This window comes from Tenacibaculum sp. M341, from assembly GCF_004337695.1.
Classification (GTDB): domain Bacteria; phylum Bacteroidota; class Bacteroidia; order Flavobacteriales; family Flavobacteriaceae; genus Polaribacter.
Map to the genome: position 1 here is coordinate 127,180 of NZ_SJXJ01000008.1, position 15,529 is coordinate 142,708.

Annotated in this window: 17 protein-coding genes, 2 tRNA genes and 1 riboswitch; of the genes, 17 read left to right on the top strand and 2 right to left on the bottom strand. The window is 31.1% G+C overall.

Going from position 1 to position 15,529, the window contains the following annotated elements; genetic code table 11:
* The first annotated feature begins 4 nt into the window (after positions 1-4).
* The 11 genes from EYW44_RS10740 (at position 5) to EYW44_RS10790 (ending at position 10,543) form a co-directional block, all read left to right on the top strand.
* Positions 5-1,060, top strand: coding sequence for an NAD(P)/FAD-dependent oxidoreductase (locus EYW44_RS10740; protein WP_132723672.1), 1,056 nt, complete (start codon positions 5-7; stop codon positions 1,058-1,060).
* Between the two features lie 90 nt (positions 1,061-1,150).
* Positions 1,151-1,480, top strand: a complete 330-nt coding sequence (locus tag EYW44_RS10745; RefSeq protein ID WP_132723673.1) for a 2Fe-2S iron-sulfur cluster-binding protein — start codon at positions 1,151-1,153, stop codon at positions 1,478-1,480.
* A 21-nt stretch (positions 1,481-1,501) separates the two neighbouring features.
* Complete coding sequence (gene epsC, locus EYW44_RS10750; protein ID WP_132723674.1) at positions 1,502-2,245, top strand: serine O-acetyltransferase EpsC; 744 nt, start codon at positions 1,502-1,504, stop codon at positions 2,243-2,245.
* A 22-nt stretch (positions 2,246-2,267) separates the two neighbouring features.
* Positions 2,268-3,155 (top strand): cysteine synthase CysM, encoded by an 888-nt coding sequence (gene cysM / locus EYW44_RS10755; RefSeq protein ID WP_207893772.1) that lies wholly within the window; start codon positions 2,268-2,270, stop codon positions 3,153-3,155.
* 142 nt (positions 3,156-3,297) lie between these two features.
* Positions 3,298-3,441, top strand: a riboswitch (SAM riboswitch).
* A 51-nt stretch (positions 3,442-3,492) separates the two neighbouring features.
* Positions 3,493-4,497 carry a homocysteine S-methyltransferase family protein gene (locus tag EYW44_RS10760; RefSeq protein ID WP_132723676.1) on the top strand — a complete coding sequence of 335 codons (1,005 nt, stop codon included), beginning with the start codon at positions 3,493-3,495 and terminating at the stop codon, positions 4,495-4,497.
* A 50-nt stretch (positions 4,498-4,547) separates the two neighbouring features.
* Complete coding sequence (metH, locus tag EYW44_RS10765) at positions 4,548-7,226, top strand: methionine synthase (protein ID WP_132723677.1); 2,679 nt, start codon at positions 4,548-4,550, stop codon at positions 7,224-7,226.
* A 1-nt stretch (position 7,227) separates the two neighbouring features.
* Complete coding sequence (locus EYW44_RS10770; RefSeq protein WP_132723678.1) at positions 7,228-7,467, top strand: hypothetical protein; 240 nt, start codon at positions 7,228-7,230, stop codon at positions 7,465-7,467.
* A 15-nt stretch (positions 7,468-7,482) separates the two neighbouring features.
* Positions 7,483-8,439: a methylenetetrahydrofolate reductase [NAD(P)H] gene (gene metF / locus EYW44_RS10775; RefSeq protein ID WP_132723679.1), complete on the top strand. Its 957-nt coding sequence runs from the start codon at positions 7,483-7,485 to the stop codon at positions 8,437-8,439.
* Positions 8,440-8,546: 107 nt separating this feature from the next.
* Positions 8,547-9,164: a TetR/AcrR family transcriptional regulator gene (locus EYW44_RS10780; RefSeq protein ID WP_132723680.1), complete on the top strand. Its 618-nt coding sequence runs from the start codon at positions 8,547-8,549 to the stop codon at positions 9,162-9,164.
* A gap of 18 nt (positions 9,165-9,182) precedes the next feature.
* Positions 9,183-9,665: an Mpo1 family 2-hydroxy fatty acid dioxygenase gene (locus EYW44_RS10785; RefSeq protein ID WP_132723681.1), complete on the top strand. Its 483-nt coding sequence runs from the start codon at positions 9,183-9,185 to the stop codon at positions 9,663-9,665.
* 2 nt (positions 9,666-9,667) lie between these two features.
* Positions 9,668-10,543 (top strand): alpha/beta fold hydrolase, encoded by an 876-nt coding sequence (locus EYW44_RS10790; protein WP_132723682.1) that lies wholly within the window; start codon positions 9,668-9,670, stop codon positions 10,541-10,543.
* Between the two features lie 93 nt (positions 10,544-10,636).
* Here EYW44_RS10790 and EYW44_RS10795 read toward each other — a convergent pair.
* Positions 10,637-10,712 (bottom strand) — tRNA-Phe (locus EYW44_RS10795).
* Positions 10,713-10,933: 221 nt separating this feature from the next.
* Here EYW44_RS10795 and EYW44_RS22180 point away from each other — a divergent pair.
* Positions 10,934-11,110, top strand: a complete 177-nt coding sequence (locus tag EYW44_RS22180) for a hypothetical protein (protein WP_165872201.1) — start codon at positions 10,934-10,936, stop codon at positions 11,108-11,110.
* A gap of 112 nt (positions 11,111-11,222) precedes the next feature.
* Here EYW44_RS22180 and EYW44_RS10800 read toward each other — a convergent pair.
* Positions 11,223-11,298, bottom strand: a tRNA-Phe gene (locus EYW44_RS10800).
* Between the two features lie 100 nt (positions 11,299-11,398).
* Here EYW44_RS10800 and EYW44_RS10805 point away from each other — a divergent pair.
* The 5 genes from EYW44_RS10805 to EYW44_RS10825 are packed head-to-tail and all read left to right on the top strand — an operon-like array spanning position 11,399 to position 15,524.
* Positions 11,399-12,130, top strand: a complete 732-nt coding sequence (locus tag EYW44_RS10805) for a type III pantothenate kinase (RefSeq protein WP_132723683.1) — start codon at positions 11,399-11,401, stop codon at positions 12,128-12,130.
* Positions 12,123-13,412 carry a hypothetical protein gene (locus EYW44_RS10810; RefSeq protein WP_132723684.1) on the top strand — a complete coding sequence of 430 codons (1,290 nt, stop codon included), beginning with the start codon at positions 12,123-12,125 and terminating at the stop codon, positions 13,410-13,412. Before EYW44_RS10805 ends, EYW44_RS10810 begins: the two co-directional genes overlap by 8 nt.
* A gap of 30 nt (positions 13,413-13,442) precedes the next feature.
* A complete protein-coding gene (locus EYW44_RS10815) occupies positions 13,443-14,753 on the top strand; it encodes a hypothetical protein (protein WP_132723685.1) in 1,311 nt (436 codons plus the stop codon).
* A 7-nt stretch (positions 14,754-14,760) separates the two neighbouring features.
* Positions 14,761-15,333 (top strand): LPS export ABC transporter periplasmic protein LptC, encoded by a 573-nt coding sequence (gene lptC / locus EYW44_RS10820; protein WP_132723686.1) that lies wholly within the window; start codon positions 14,761-14,763, stop codon positions 15,331-15,333.
* Positions 15,333-15,524 (top strand): hypothetical protein, encoded by a 192-nt coding sequence (locus EYW44_RS10825; protein ID WP_132723687.1) that lies wholly within the window; start codon positions 15,333-15,335, stop codon positions 15,522-15,524. Before lptC ends, EYW44_RS10825 begins: the two co-directional genes overlap by 1 nt.
* Positions 15,525-15,529 lie beyond the last annotated feature (5 nt).

The window sequence follows — 15,529 nt, forward strand, 5'->3', positions numbered from 1 at the left end:
AGTAATGATAGAAACTGATATATTAATTATAGGGGCAGGACCAACAGGATTATTTACTGTTTTTGAAGCAGGTTTATTAAAATTACGTTGTCATTTAATTGATGCATTGCCACAACCAGGAGGGCAATGTTCAGAGATATATCCTAAAAAACCAATTTATGATATTCCTGCGTATCCAGAGATTTTAGCAGGAGATTTAACTAAAAACTTAATGGAACAAATTAAACAATTTGAACCAGGATTTACTTTAGGAGAAAGAGCAGATACTATAGAGAAGCAAGATGATGGATCATTTATAGTTACCACAAATAAAGGAACAAAACATAAGGCTCCAGTAGTTGCAATTGCTGGTGGATTAGGAAGTTTTGAGCCTCGTAAACCACCTATTGCAAATATTGCAGATTATGAAGATAAAGGAGTTGAGTATATAATAAAAGAACCAGAATTATACAGAGATAAAGATGTCGTGATTGCTGGAGGAGGAGATTCTGCTTTAGATTGGTCTATCTTTTTAACAGATGTGGCAAAATCGGTAACTTTAATTCATAGAAGAAATGAATTTAGAGGTGCTTTAGATTCTGTAGAAAAAGTACAAGAATTAAAGAATTTAGGAAAAATAAATTTGATTACGCCGGCAGAAGTAAAAGGTATCTTAGGAGGAGATCATGTAACTGGTGTTGTTGTTGAGCAAAAAGGAGAAGAACCTTATACTTTAGATACAGATCACTTTATACCATTGTTTGGTTTAGCTCCTAAATTAGGTCCTATAGCAAACTGGGGACTAGAAATAGAGAAAAACGCAATTAAGGTGAATAACGCTTTAGATTATCAAACAAACGTAGAAGGAATTTATGCTATTGGAGATGTAAATACCTATCCTGGTAAGTTAAAGTTGATATTATGTGGTTTCCATGAGGCAACATTAATGTGTCAAAGTGCTTACAAGAGAATTCATCCAGATAAAAAATATGTGATGAAATATACAACTGTAGGAGGAGTACAAGGTTTTGATGGTACTAAAAAAGAAGCACCAAAAGCAGTAGTGAAAGCGATTAATTAATAGTAAGTTTAAAGTAATTAGTGGTTAATGTTAACGCAGAAATAAAAAAATGAAGTGTTGATAATTAATAACTAATCACAAAAACTAATCATTATGGATGTTACCATAAAAATAACAGATAGAGAAGGTGTAATGCATGAAGTATTAGCACCGACAGATATGAATATGAACATGATGGAGGTAGTTCGTTCTTACGAGTTAGCTCCTGAAGGGACTATTGGAGTTTGCGGAGGAATGGCAATGTGTGCGTCTTGTCAATGTTATGTAAACTCAAGTCATGAGTTGCCAGAAAAAACAGATGATGAAGATGCAATGCTAGCAGAAGCATTTTATGTAGAAGATAACAGTCGTTTAGGATGTCAGCTTCATATTACTCCAGAATTTGAAGGGTTAGAAATAACCTTAGCTCCTGAAAGTTAGTTATATTTATAAAAAAGAACGATGCAATTTAAAAATTACGATTTATCATTAAAAGATGAGGTGGCAACTTTTACCAAACAACTTTTTTATGCGTTGTTTGATGATGCTTGTCAAGAAAAATCAGGTTATTTAAAAGAGAAATTTACCAACATTTTAAAAGGTTTACAAATAACTGAAGCCGAAAAAAAATGGTATTTATATCAAGAGTCGTTTTGTAGTATAAGAGATACATTAGATTTAGATGCAAAGGCATTTGAAGAAACAGATCCAGCTTGTAAAAGTTTAGGAGAAGTATATTTAGCTTATCCTGGTTTTCATGCCATAGCAATTTACAGATTAAGTCATAGACTGTATGAACTAGGAGTGCCTATTTTACCAAGAATGATGAGTGAATATGCGCATAGTATAACAGGGGTAGACATACATCCAGGAGCAACTATTGGAGCATCGTTTTTTATTGATCATGCTACAGGAGTAGTTATTGGAGAAACGACAATTATAAAGAATAATGTGAAAATTTATCAAGGAGTCACATTAGGAGGAATACAAGTAAAAAAAGAATTAGCATCTGTTAAAAGGCATCCAACAATTGAAGATAACGTAACTATTTACGCCAATGCAACTATTTTAGGAGGAGAAGTTGTAATAGGTAAAGATACAATTATAGGAGCCAATGTATGCATTACAGAAACAGTTCCAGAAGGATCTATTGTAACATACGAATCAGAAAATAAAATTATTACCAGAAAATCTTATGCAAAGTAATTTTCTGAAAAAAGATCAAATAATGAAAGCAAAAAGTATTACTGATTTTGTAGGAAATACTCCTTTAGTAGAAGCTACAAATATTATAAATAAAGAAAATGTCCGTTTGTTTTTAAAGTTAGAAGGACATAATCCTGGAGGAAGCGTAAAAGACAGAGCTGCCTATTTTATGATTTCTGAAGCATTAAAAAAGAATAACATAAAAAAAGGCGATACATTAGTTGAAGCTACCAGTGGAAATACAGGAATAGCTTTAGCTTTAATGGCTAAAGTTTTAGGTTTAAATATGGTGTTAGTTATGCCAGAGCATGCTACTGTAGAAAGGGTAAAAACGATGAGAGCTTATGGAGCGGAAGTTATTTTAACACCTTCAGAAGTAGGAATGGAAGGAGCTATTGATCATGCATTAGAACTTAAGTATAAAAAAGGATATTTTAGATTGAATCAATTTGATAATCTAGATAATCCGAAGGCTCATTATAGTACAACAGGTCCTGAAATATGGAGAGATACAGAAGGAAAAGTAACTCATTTTGTCTCTGCCATGGGAACAACAGGTACAATTACAGGTGTATCAGATTATTTAAAAGAACAAAATAAAGATATTACCATTGTAGGTGTACAACCAAAAGAAGGTGCAAGAATTCCTGGAATAAGAAAATGGCCAGAAGAATATTTACCAGCTATTTTTAAAAGAGAAAAAATAGATAAGGTTTTAGAGGTAAATCAAGAAGAAGCAAAAGCGATGACTATAAGGTTAGCTAGGGAAGAAGGGATTTTCTCTGGAATGAGTAGTGGAGGTGCAGTTGCTTCTGCATTAAAATTAGCAGAAACTTTAGATGAAGGTATTATTGTTGCAATTATTTGCGACAGAGGAGATCGTTATTTGTCTTCAGATATTTTCGTTTAAATAAAAAGTTTATATAAAATAGGTGTACTTATAAAGATTTAAAAAAAGAAGTTTAAAAAGTACTGGAGTAAAACTTTGTTTTTAACTTTATTTTTTAAAATTGATTAGTTACATTTGTCAAAATTAGTTCATTAATTTATTGATGTTATCAAGAAAGGTGGAGGGAATAGACCCTTAGAAGCCTTGGCAACCCTTTACGAATGCTATAATATTTGTAGTATAAGTAAAGAAGGTGCTAAATTCTACTGAAATTCTAAATTATTTTAGGGTTACAGACAGATAACGAAAAGAATATTTTCTTCCTCTTTTCCTGATAACGTGTTATAAAATATCAGGAATGTCAAACATACTTAGTGAAATACAAAAAAGAATTCTAGTACTAGACGGTGCTATGGGTACTATGCTTCAGGAATACAAATTTACTGAAGAAGATTTTAGAGGAGAACGCTTCAAAGATTATGAATCGCCTTTAAAAGGAAATAATGATTTGTTATCTATAACACAACCAGAAGCAGTTAAAGAAGTTCATCGAAAATATTTTGCAGCAGGAGCAGATATTGTTGAAACCAATACATTCTCTGGAACTACAATTGCAATGGAAGATTACCAAATGCAAGATCTTGTATATGAGTTGAACTACGAATCAGCTAAAATAGCAAGAGAAGTAGCAGATGAATTCACAGAAAAAGAACCAGAAAAGCCACGTTTTGTTGCTGGATCAATAGGACCTACTAATAGAACAGCTAGTATGTCACCAGATGTAAATGACCCTGGGTATAGAGCTGTCACATTTGATGAATTACGAATAGCTTATAAGCAACAAATAGAAGCTTTGTTAGATGGTGGAGCAGATATATTATTGGTAGAAACTATCTTCGATACCCTTAATGCCAAGGCAGCTTTATTTGCTATTGAAGAAGTAAAAGCAGAAAGAGCTATAGAAATTCCTGTGATGGTTTCTGGAACAATTACAGATGCTTCAGGAAGAACATTATCGGGACAAACTGCAGAAGCCTTTTTAATCTCAATATCTCACATTCCTTTATTATCAGTTGGATTTAATTGTGCGCTTGGAGCTAATTTATTACAGCCGCATTTAGAAGCAATTGCATCAAAAACGCCGTTTGCTATTTCTGCACATCCTAATGCAGGATTACCGAATGCTTTTGGTGAGTATGATGAAACACCAGAAGAAATGGCTGCTCAAATAGAGGAATATCTAAAAAAGGATTTAATAAACATAATTGGAGGTTGCTGTGGAACAACACCAAAACATATTAAAGCTATTGCGGAAGTAGCTAGTAGGTATGCTCCAAGAAAAACTAAAGAGGAGGTTTTATAAAATGGGAGCAATTAACTTTTTAAGTGTTGAATATACCAATTAAATAAAAGATGACTGAAGAAAAAAGATATATGAGATTAAGTGGTTTAGAACCTTTAATTATAACTCCTGAAAGTAATTTTATAAATGTAGGAGAAAGAACTAATGTAGCGGGATCTAGAAAATTCCTTCGATTGATAAAAGAAGAAGAATTTGATGAAGCACTGTCTATAGCAAGACATCAAGTAGAAGGAGGTGCTCAAATTATCGATATTAATATGGATGATGGTTTGATAGATGGAAAACAAGCCATGGTTCGTTTTTTAAATTTGATAGCTTCTGAACCAGATATTTGTCGCGTTCCCATTATGATAGACAGTTCTAAATGGGATATTATAGAAGCTGGATTGCAAGTGGTACAAGGAAAATGCGTTGTAAATTCAATTAGTTTAAAAGAAGGAGAAGAGAAGTTTATTTGGGAAGCAACTCAAATTAAGCGATACGGAGCAGCTGTAATTGTTATGGCTTTTGATGAGGTTGGACAAGCTGATAACTACGAAAGGAGAATTGAAATAGCAGAAAGATCATATGATGTTTTAGTTAATAAAGTAGGTTTTCCACCGGAAGATATCATTTTTGATTTGAATATATTTCCTGTAGCTACAGGAATGGAAGAGCACAGAAGAAATGCCATTGATTTTATAGATGCTACCAAATGGGTTAGAGAAAATTTACCCCATGTAAGTGTTAGTGGTGGTGTAAGTAACGTGTCTTTTTCGTTTAGAGGAAATAATATTGTTCGTGAAGCAATGCATTCTGTTTTCTTATATCATGCAATTCAAGCAGGAATGAATATAGGAATAGTGAATCCAACAATGCTAGAAGTGTACGATGATATACCAAAAGATTTATTGGAGTATGTTGAAGATGTAATTTTAGATAGAAGAGAAGATGCTACAGAACGCTTATTAGAATTTGCTGAAACTGTAAAGGGAGTTAAAAAACAAGACAATGCAAAAGCATTAGAGTGGAGAAAACTTTCTTTACAAGAACGAATTACGCATTCTTTAGTAAAAGGGATAGATACTTTTATCATTGAAGACGCAGAGGAAGCAAGGTTAAGTGTGGCAAAACCCTTACATGTTATTGAAGGTCATTTAATGACAGGAATGAATGTAGTAGGAGATTTATTTGGTGTAGGTAAAATGTTTTTACCTCAGGTAGTAAAATCAGCCAGAGTAATGAAAAAAGCTGTGGCATATTTAAATCCTTTTATAGAAGAAGAAAAAGGAGAAGAGCAACAAGTATTAGGTAAAATTTTAATGGCAACCGTAAAAGGAGATGTGCATGATATTGGTAAAAATATAGTGTCAGTAGTTTTAGGTTGTAATAATTACCAAATAGTTGATTTAGGTGTAATGGTTCCTCCGGAAAAAATTATAGAAACAGCTAAAAAAGAAAATGTAGATGCTATAGGTTTAAGTGGTTTAATAACACCTTCTTTAGATGAAATGGTGTATTTAGCCAAAGAAATGGAACGTCAAAACTTTGATGTACCACTTTTAATTGGTGGTGCTACTACTTCCAAAGCACATACAGCTGTTAAAATTGATACACAATATAAAAATGCAGTAGTGCATGTAAATGATGCATCAAGAGCAGTAACTATAGTTGGTGATTTGTTGAATGAAGATACCAGAACTGAATATATATCAAATCTGAAGAAAGATTATGGAATATTCAGAGAAAAGTTTTTAAAGAGAGGTAAAACAAAGTCTTATATATCTATTGATGAAGCACGCAAACGAAAATATAAAATCGATTGGGAATCTGCAGAGATAACTAAACCGAATCAATTAGGAATTCATGTTATTGAAAATACTGATTTAAAACAATTGTTAGATTATATAGATTGGAGTCCTTTTTTTAGATCTTGGGATTTACATGGTAAGTTTCCGGATATTTTAACTGATGATATTGTGGGTGAGCAAGCATCTGAATTATACAAAGATGCTCAAGAGTTATTGACTAAAATAGTAAATGAAAAACTATTGAAATCAAAGGCGGTTTATGGTTTGTTTAAAGCAAATACTGTTAATGAAGATGATATTGAAGTATATGATGATGAAGGAAATATAACTGCAACTTTTGTAACACTAAGGCAACAGTTAAAGAAAAAAGAAGGAGTGTCTAATTTGGCATTATCAGATTTTATTGCACCTAAAGAAACGAGTAAAGAAGATTATATAGGTTGTTTTTGTGTGTCTACAGGTTTTGGAACAGAAGCATTGGCTTTACAGTATGAACAGGAAAATGACGATTATAATTCAATTATGATTAAAGCATTAGCCGATCGTTTAGCTGAAGCTTATGCAGAATATCTTCATAAAGAAGTAAGAACTACACATTGGGGATATGCTTCAGAGGAAAACTTAAGTAATGAAGAGTTGATTAAAGAAAATTATAAAGGAATTCGACCTGCTCCAGGGTACCCTGCCTGTCCAGATCATTTAGAGAAAAATACAATTTGGGACTTATTAGGTGTTGAAGAAAAAATAGGAGTAAGGCTTACAGAAAGTTTAGCTATGTGGCCTGCAGCTAGTGTTTCTGGATATTATTTTGGAAATCCAGAAGCGAAATATTTTGGTTTAGGTAAAATAACAGAAGACCAATTAGTAGATTATTCCAAAAGGAGGAACATAACAAAGGAAGAGGCTGAAAAATGGCTAAATCCAAATTTAGCAGACTAAAATGAAAACAAAATTTATAGAATTAAAATTGGGAAGTCATCAAATAGTTCATGGTTTTGATGCAGATAATCAAGAGATAATAGAAGAAATAAAAGTAGAAGGTTTTACTAAAAAGCTAGTAAATATAGATCGAGTAAAATCTATTAGTGAGCAATTTATATTAACGGATTATGCGCATGGAAGATGGATTTATTGGGAATATGAAGGAGACTTTGAAGAATTAAAAAAAATATTGATTTAGAACTTAACTTACACAATGAAAGTAACAGAACATATTAAGCAATCAAGTGGAAAAACTCGTTTTTCGTTTGAAATATTGCCGCCCTTAAAAGGTCAGCATATAGATTCTATTTTTAATAATATAGATCCTTTAATGGAGTTTAATCCGCCGTTTATAGATGTAACGTATCATAGAGAAGAGTATATTTATAAAGAGTTAGATAATGGTTTCTTAGAGAAAAAAATAGTTAAGAAAAGACCTGGTACAGTAGGTATTTGTGCGGCTATTCAAAATAAGTATAATGTAGATGCAATACCACATATTTTGTGTGGTGGTTTTAGTAAAGAAGATACTGAAAACTTCTTAATTGATTTAGATTTTTTAGGTATTGATAATGTAATGGCGTTAAGAGGTGATGCTGTAAAGAGTGAAATTTATTTCAGACCAGAAAAAGAAGGACATCGTTATGCTAGTGATTTGGTTAAACAAGTAAAAGGATTGAATTCGGGAGTTTATTTAGATGAAGATTTACAAAATACATCAGCTACTAATTTTTGTATCGGTGTGGCGGGGTATCCAGAGAAACATATGGAAGCTCCAAGTTTAGATTCTGATATCCATTTTTTAAAGAAAAAAATAAAAAAGGGAGCAGAATATATAGTAACACAAATGTTTTTTGATAATCAAAAGTATTTTGATTTTGTTGCGAAATGTAGAAAAGAAGGAATCACAGTTCCAATTATTCCTGGCTTAAAGCCTGTAGCAACAAAAAAACAGTTGAATTTAATTCCACACCGTTTTAAAGTAGATTTGCCAGATGATTTAATTATGAGTGTTATTAAATGTAAAGACAACAAAGAAGTCAGGCAGGTAGGAATAGAGTGGTGTATTGAACAGAGTAAAGAACTTATAAAGAATGGTGTTCCTTTTGTGCATTATTACTCAATGGGAAAATCAGATAATATTCATGCGATAGCAAGCGAAGTTTTTTAGAGTAAAGTCTAGAATCCCTTATTGTTCTTAAAACAATAAGGGATTTTTTTTGTATCGAATTAGTACGATTTTTTTTATTTTTAAATAAAATTAGTAAACTTGTACTAATGAGTGTTAAAGATAAAATACAAGCAAGTGCAATTTCTCTATTTAATGAGAAAGGTTTTTCTAGTGTAACCATGAGGCAATTAGCGGAAGCTTTACAAATGAGTCCAGGTAATTTAACCTATCATTATAAAACAAAGAAAAGCTTGATTGAGCTGATCTATAAAAAAATGCATGAAGAAGCAAGTAACTATATTGTTACAGAGGGGTATATAACTCTTCATGATTTTGAATTAATGATGGAACGATTTCATGGGTTGATGAAGCGTTATCGTTTTTTCTTTAATGAAGTAGTGCATATAATTAGGCAATTTCCTGAGGTAAAAAAAATGTATGAAGCATCTAACTTAATTCGTTTTGAGCAAGGCAGAAAGTTAATAAATTATTATGTTGAAAGTGGTAGAATGAAACCAGAGTCCTTGTTTGTAGATTATAATAAATTGGTTCATAATATTTGGATGATTAGTGCTTTTTGGTCTTCACAAGATCAAGTTATTACAACACCTACTTATCAAGTAAATCAAACAACACCAGTTGCAATGGTTATGCAGTTAATTATTCCTCATTTAACAGAAAAAGGATTAGAGGAATATCAGCAGATTAAAAAATTTGTAAAATAGTAAATTAAATATTTGAGTATGAGAACAGCAGATCAGTGGTTTTCTGAATATGGAGAAAGTCATCAAACTAAATTTAATAAAGTAATCCATTATATTTTTGTACCGCTAATTTTTTTTAGCATCATAGGATTACTCGCTTCTATTTCTTTTGAAAGTTTAAAAGCTTTTTTACCAGTATATATGAGTCCGTTTGCTCATGCAGGAAGTATTCTTATAATTGTAGGACTTGTATTTTATTTTCGTATTTCAAAACCTATTTTTTTAGGCATGATATTGGTTTCTTTATTGGCTTTATGGGGTAATTATCAAATAGAACTTTATTTTAAAACTCCACTTTGGATTGTTTCTTTAGTGATTTTTGCCGTTTCATGGATATTTCAGTTTGTTGGTCATAACCATGAAGGAAAAAAGCCTTCTTTTATCAAAGATCTTCAATTTTTATTAATAGGTCCAGCATGGATTCTGGGACATTTATACAAAAAAATAGGAATAAATTATTAAGTATGAATATTCAAGAATGGAAAGATAAAGGGAGTTTTATAGATTATAATGGACAAGCTATTTTTTACGTTGATGAAGGTGAAGGAGATGTTTTGTTGTTAATACATGGGTTTCCAACTTCTTCTTGGGATTGGTGTAAGGTATGGACTGATTTAGTAAGTAATTATAGAGTTATAGCATTGGATATGATTGGTTTTGGTTTTTCTGATAAACCCAAAGCGTATAAGTATTCAATTTTAAATCAAGCAGATATTCATGAGTTTGTATTAAAACAGTTGTCTGTAGATAATTGTGCTATTTTATCGCATGATTATGGTGATACAGTCGCACAAGAGTTATTAGCAAGATTCAATAGTGGAAAGCTTAGTTTTTCTGTAAACTCTTTATGTTTACTAAATGGAGGTTTATTTCCAGAAGTACATAAACCAAGATTCATTCAAAAACTATTGATAAGCCCTATAGGTTTTTTAATTAGTTTGTTTACATCAAAAAAGAAATTTACAGTTAGTTTTAAAGCGATTTTTGGATCAGAAACTCAACCAACATCAGAAGAGATTGATCAGTTTTGGGAATTGATGAATTACAATAAAGGAAAAAAGATTATGCATCGTTTGATTAGATACATGGAAGAGAGAAAGAAATATCGTCAACGATGGGTTGGAGCTTTAGAATCAACAAATATTCCTTTAAGACTAATTAATGGAGTAGTTGATCCTATTTCGGGAAAGCATATGGCTGATCGTTATAAAGAGTTGATTTCAAATTCAGACGTGATTTTGTTAGATGAAATAGGACATTATCCTCAAACTGAAGCTCCAGAACAGGTGTTAAAGTATTATATAGAATTTGTTAATAAAACTGAAATAGTAACTGTTTAAAATTGGATTATTTCACAGCTGTAATTTATTGAGTTTAAAAGTAAGCAGTATAAAAAAATAAAGCCTTAAAACGAAAATGTTTTAAGGCTTTTATGGTGGTGCCTCCAGGAATCGAACCAGGGACACAAGGATTTTCAGTCCTTTGCTCTACCAACTGAGCTAAGGCACCATCGCATTAGCGGATGCAAATATATAACCTTTTTTAAAATAACAATAAAAAAAAATGATTTTTTGATGAAAAGTTTTGCGTTTATGAGTCAAGTGTTTGTTTTTCTGTTTGTTAAAGTTGACTTAAATTTTTTTTAGCTTGTTATTCTGTAAGAGTTTTTTGTGTTTTTAGTAAACTAACTGAAAATCAGTTAGTATTATCAACCATATAAATTTATTATTATGACAGAAAAATTTAAAAGTCTAGGAAAACCAATCAGTAAGCAAGATCAAAAAACTATTAATGGAAGTTTTAACAATGGAAATCCTTTTGTAGAAATAGATAGAGATGGACGCGAATGTCGTTTTCCATATTATGTAAACAGTTTTGGAAGATGTGCTTACAACTACAATTTCTAAAAGATCTGCTAAATTTTAAGTAGAAATTAGGACAAACTTAAATTTGAAAAAGAATATTTTGTTTGTGCTATAAAAGAATAAAGCCTTAAAACGAGATGTTTTAAGGCTTTTATGGTGGTGCCTCCAGGAATCGAACCAGGGACACAAGGATTTTCAGTCCTTTGCTCTACCAACTGAGCTAAGGCACCATCGCGTTAGCGGATGCAAATATACAATCTTTTTTTTGATCAAAGCAAATATAAATGTGAAAAATCTATTTTAAATTTGCGCAAAATTCAAAATAAACCAATGGATTTAATAATTGATGTAGGTAATACCAGAGCTAAATGTGCTGTTTTTGAAAAGGATACTATAAAAGATGTTTTTGTTTTTAAGAAAGAAGAAATTTTTTTAGAAGTCAAAAAAATTTCAAAAAAATATCAAATTGAACAAGCCATTATATCTGCAGTAGCTACTTTAGAAGAAAGTGAAATAGCTAAATTAAAAGAGAATCTGCATTTAATAGAGTTGAATCATGAAACTAAAATTCCATTCATAAACTTGTATGAAACTCCAAAAACTCTTGGTGTGGATAGAATAGCATTAGCATCTTACGCAGCATGTACTAAAAAAGAAACAAATTTTTTATTAATTGATGCTGGTACTTGTGTTACTTACGATTTTGTAAATAAAGAAAATGAATATTTAGGAGGCGCAATTTCTCCTGGATTAAAAATGAGGTACCAATCATTAAATAATTATACTTCAAAATTACCGTTATTAAATTCTGAAGAACCAAGCCATTTTATTGGCAAAAACACAAAAGATTGCATTCATTCTGGAATTGTAAATGGTTTATGCAACGAAATTGATGGAGTTATTAATCAATACAAAAGAAAATATGAAGATTTAACAGTTGTTTTAACAGGAGGAGACACAATTTTTTTGGCTAAACAATTAAAAAATGACATATTTGCCAATCCAAATTTGGTTTTGGAAGGATTACATAAAATATTGACTTATAATAGAACGAATGATTAAGAAATTTCTTGCTGTTGTTTTTACAACGATATCAGTAGTGATATATGCGCAGAGGAACAGTTCATCACCTTATTCTTTTTTTGGGATTGGAGAAGATGTAAGTAGAACAACAGTTGAACAAGCATCAATGGGAGGAATTGGGGTTGCTTTAAAAGATTACAGTCACTTAAACTTTACAAATCCAGCAGCAAATGCAGATTTAAGAGTAGCAACTTATGCACTTGGAGGTAATCTTTTTTTGTTAAAAATAGCTACAAACGATGCTAGCGATAGTGGAAGTACAACAAGTTTACGATACATAGCTTTAGGTTTTCCTGTAGGAGATAAAGCAGGTTTTTCAGCAGGTCTTCAACCGCTTTCAAATGTTGGATATGCTTTATCAAATAGTGTTTTAGATACCGAAGGAAACATAACAGAGGTTTCTCGTTTTACAGGTACTGGTGGAACAACAAGACTTTACGGTGGTTTTGGAATCAATGTAATTGAAGGATTAGCATTAGGTTTTGAAGCAGCTTTTGTTTTTGGTACTATAGAGAACGATTTAGCTAACCAATTAGCTGATGTTTCTTTATTAACTAAGTATGAAAGAAATACTAAAGTAAGAGGTGGGCAATTTAAATTAGGAGCACAATACAAGAGAGAGTTAAAGAATGACTTACAATTAAATGTTGGGGCAACTTTACAATTACAAAACAATCTTAGTGTAACAGGTAACGAATCGTTATATACTTTTTCATTTGATGCAAATGGAAATGAGTTACCAAGAGATGTTCTTTATGATAGAGAAGTAGATGGATCGTTAACAAATCCATTAAAATCAATCATTGGTGTTGGTATTGGAAAAGATAACAAGTGGTATGTTGGTGTCGATTCTGAATTCCAAAATGCTTTTAATAATACAGGAAATGTAGTTCAAGGTTCTACTTATAAATTTGAATCATCAAGAAGAACTTCTATTGGAGGGTATTACATTCCTAAAATTAATTCAATTTCTAGTTACTGGCAAACAGTTACTTATAGGGCTGGGGTTCGTTTTGAAAAGGTTGGATTATTAGTTGATGGAACAAATACAGGAAATAATTTTGAGTCAATTAACGATTTTGGCATAAATATTGGTTTTGGTTTACCATTACCAAGACAGTTATCAAGTCTTAATTTTGGATTTGAGTATGGACAGAAGGGAACAATAGACAATAATTTAATTAAAGAAGAATATTTTAATATCAGATTAAGTTTATCATTAAATAGCTTAAACTGGTTTAAAAAGAGAGAAATAGATTAACAAAAGCAAAAACACGATAAAACGATAATTATGAAAAAAATTACGTATGTATTAACTAGCTTGTTTTTATTCGCGTTCGTTGTAACTAACGCACAAGCTAATCAAGAGTGTACTTTGAAGTACAACTTGTTTAAAGGTAATGTAACTACAAAGAAGTATGAAGAGGCTAAACCAGATTTAAATTGGTTAATGGATAATTGTTCAAAATTATCTGTAAACATTTATAAATATGGTTCTAAAGTAGCTGACAAAACTAAAGATGCTGTATTGGCAAAAAAAGTTTATGAAACAAGGTTAGCTAATTTTCCAAATAAAGAAACTGCAAAGGCACATAGTGATTATGCAACTTTTTTATCTAAGAATAAGTTAGCTTCTGATGATGAGATTTTTAAAATTTTAGAATTAGCTTATGGTATTTCTCCAAAAGATATGAGTGTAAAGAATATTTACAAGTATTTCGAAGGAGTTTTAAATAAGTATAAAGACAGTGATCCTCAAAAAGTATTTGATACGTATGATGATGTAGTAGAATCAGTAGGAGAGAAGTTAGATGATTATAACAAAAAGATTTCTCCATTATTAGTGAAAGATTCTTTAGGAACTATTGATGCAAAAGAAAAGAGAAGATTAAAAGCTTACACAATTAACTCTAAAGCTTTAGGTCAAGTTGAAGGTGGATTAGATGCTAAGTTATCTGAAATAGCTACATGTGAGAGATTAATTCCAATCTACACTAAAGATTTTGACGCTAACAAAGATAACGGAACTTGGTTAAGAAGAGCAGTATCAAGATTATATAACAAAGGATGTCAAACTGATCCTTTATTTGAAAAATTAGCGGTAAGATATTCTGAGGTTTCTCCATCTGCTGATGCTTGTTCTTTCGTAGCAGGTATTTTAGAGAAGAATGGTAAGAAAGCTGAAGCTGCTAAAAAGAGAAAAGAATGTTTCGATTTAGAAACAGATCCTTTAAAGAAAGCAAGATTAAAGTTAAGAGAAGCTCAAGGTACATCTAGTAAGTCTAGAGCAAGAGCATTAGCTTATGAAGCTTTAAAGTTCAACCCTAATATGGGTAAAGCTTATTTATTCATTGCTAGTTTATATGCTAAGAGTGCAAACTCTTGTGGTAGTGATGAGTTTGAAAAGAGAATGGTATACGTTGCAGCTTTAAACAAAGCACAAAAAGCACAAAGAGTAGATCCAGGATGTGGAGCTGGTAGATATATTAAAAGTTATAAAGGAAATGTTCCTTCTAAAAAATTAATATTCCAAAAAGGTGTTACATCTGGAAGTTCTCATAAGATTAACTGTTGGGTAGGAGAAACTGTTCGCGTACCTTAGTAGTCGAATGAAAAGTATTATAAAATATAACATAAAAAGCATTGCTGTCATTAGTTTGATAGCAATGCTTTTTTCATGTGAAAATGACACCAAAAAGGTAAGAGATTTTTTAATGGATAAAAATCTTCCTATTGGAGTTGCAAAAGATGTAGATCATATTCACAAAGATTCTGGAAAAGTCACTTCTAAATTGGTAACGCCTTTGTTGCTAGATTTTTCTAACAGAAAAGAACATCCTTACAATGAGTTTCCTAAAGGAATTAGAATTGTTTCTTACGATAAGAATAAAAAAGATTCTACTTTAATTATAGGAGATTATGCTTTAACTTATGCTAGAACTAGAGTTTCAGAAATTAAAGGAAATGTAGTTGTATATAATTACACTAATGGAAGAAGGTTAGAAACAAATCAATTGTTTTGGGATCAAAGAGAAAAGTATTTTTTTACTGAAGATGGATTTAGAGTAACAAGTACAAAAGATACGATTAGTGGGTATGGTTTTGAATCTAAACAAGATTTATCTGCTTGGATAATGAAAGATATTACTGGAGAAATAGAAGTTAATAAAGAGAGTTTATAATGAATGCATTATGGAAGTATATCCAATACGGATATTTAGTTGTAGGAATTATTTTTATAGTAGAAGGAGTATTAAAATGGAATACAAATAAAGAACAGTCGTTTTTTATGTTTGGTTTTGCTATTTTTATCATTCTAATATTTTTGTTTAAAAGAAATTTTAGAAGAAAAATTCAAGATAGGAATCAATAACAACA

Excerpts from the sequence above, each read along its gene's own strand:
- EYW44_RS10740 (WP_132723672.1), top strand. The coding sequence starts at position 5 with ATGATAGAAACTGATATATTAATTATAGGGGCAGGACCAACAGGATTA.
- EYW44_RS10785 (WP_132723681.1), top strand. The coding sequence starts at position 9,183 with ATGAGAACAGCAGATCAGTGGTTTTCTGAATATGGAGAAAGTCATCAA.
- epsC (WP_132723674.1), top strand. The coding sequence starts at position 1,502 with ATGCAATTTAAAAATTACGATTTATCATTAAAAGATGAGGTGGCAACT.
- EYW44_RS10815 (WP_132723685.1), top strand. The coding sequence starts at position 13,443 with ATGAAAAAAATTACGTATGTATTAACTAGCTTGTTTTTATTCGCGTTC.
- EYW44_RS10790 (WP_132723682.1), top strand. The coding sequence starts at position 9,668 with ATGAATATTCAAGAATGGAAAGATAAAGGGAGTTTTATAGATTATAAT.
- EYW44_RS22180 (WP_165872201.1), top strand. The coding sequence starts at position 10,934 with ATGACAGAAAAATTTAAAAGTCTAGGAAAACCAATCAGTAAGCAAGAT.
- metH (WP_132723677.1), top strand. The coding sequence starts at position 4,548 with ATGACTGAAGAAAAAAGATATATGAGATTAAGTGGTTTAGAACCTTTA.
- EYW44_RS10760 (WP_132723676.1), top strand. The coding sequence starts at position 3,493 with ATGTCAAACATACTTAGTGAAATACAAAAAAGAATTCTAGTACTAGAC.
- EYW44_RS10805 (WP_132723683.1), top strand. The coding sequence starts at position 11,399 with ATGGATTTAATAATTGATGTAGGTAATACCAGAGCTAAATGTGCTGTT.
- cysM (WP_207893772.1), top strand. The coding sequence starts at position 2,268 with ATGAAAGCAAAAAGTATTACTGATTTTGTAGGAAATACTCCTTTAGTA.
- EYW44_RS10810 (WP_132723684.1), top strand. The coding sequence starts at position 12,123 with ATGATTAAGAAATTTCTTGCTGTTGTTTTTACAACGATATCAGTAGTG.
- EYW44_RS10770 (WP_132723678.1), top strand. The coding sequence starts at position 7,228 with ATGAAAACAAAATTTATAGAATTAAAATTGGGAAGTCATCAAATAGTT.
- metF (WP_132723679.1), top strand. The coding sequence starts at position 7,483 with ATGAAAGTAACAGAACATATTAAGCAATCAAGTGGAAAAACTCGTTTT.
- EYW44_RS10780 (WP_132723680.1), top strand. The coding sequence starts at position 8,547 with ATGAGTGTTAAAGATAAAATACAAGCAAGTGCAATTTCTCTATTTAAT.
- EYW44_RS10825 (WP_132723687.1), top strand. The coding sequence starts at position 15,333 with ATGAATGCATTATGGAAGTATATCCAATACGGATATTTAGTTGTAGGA.
- lptC (WP_132723686.1), top strand. The coding sequence starts at position 14,761 with ATGAAAAGTATTATAAAATATAACATAAAAAGCATTGCTGTCATTAGT.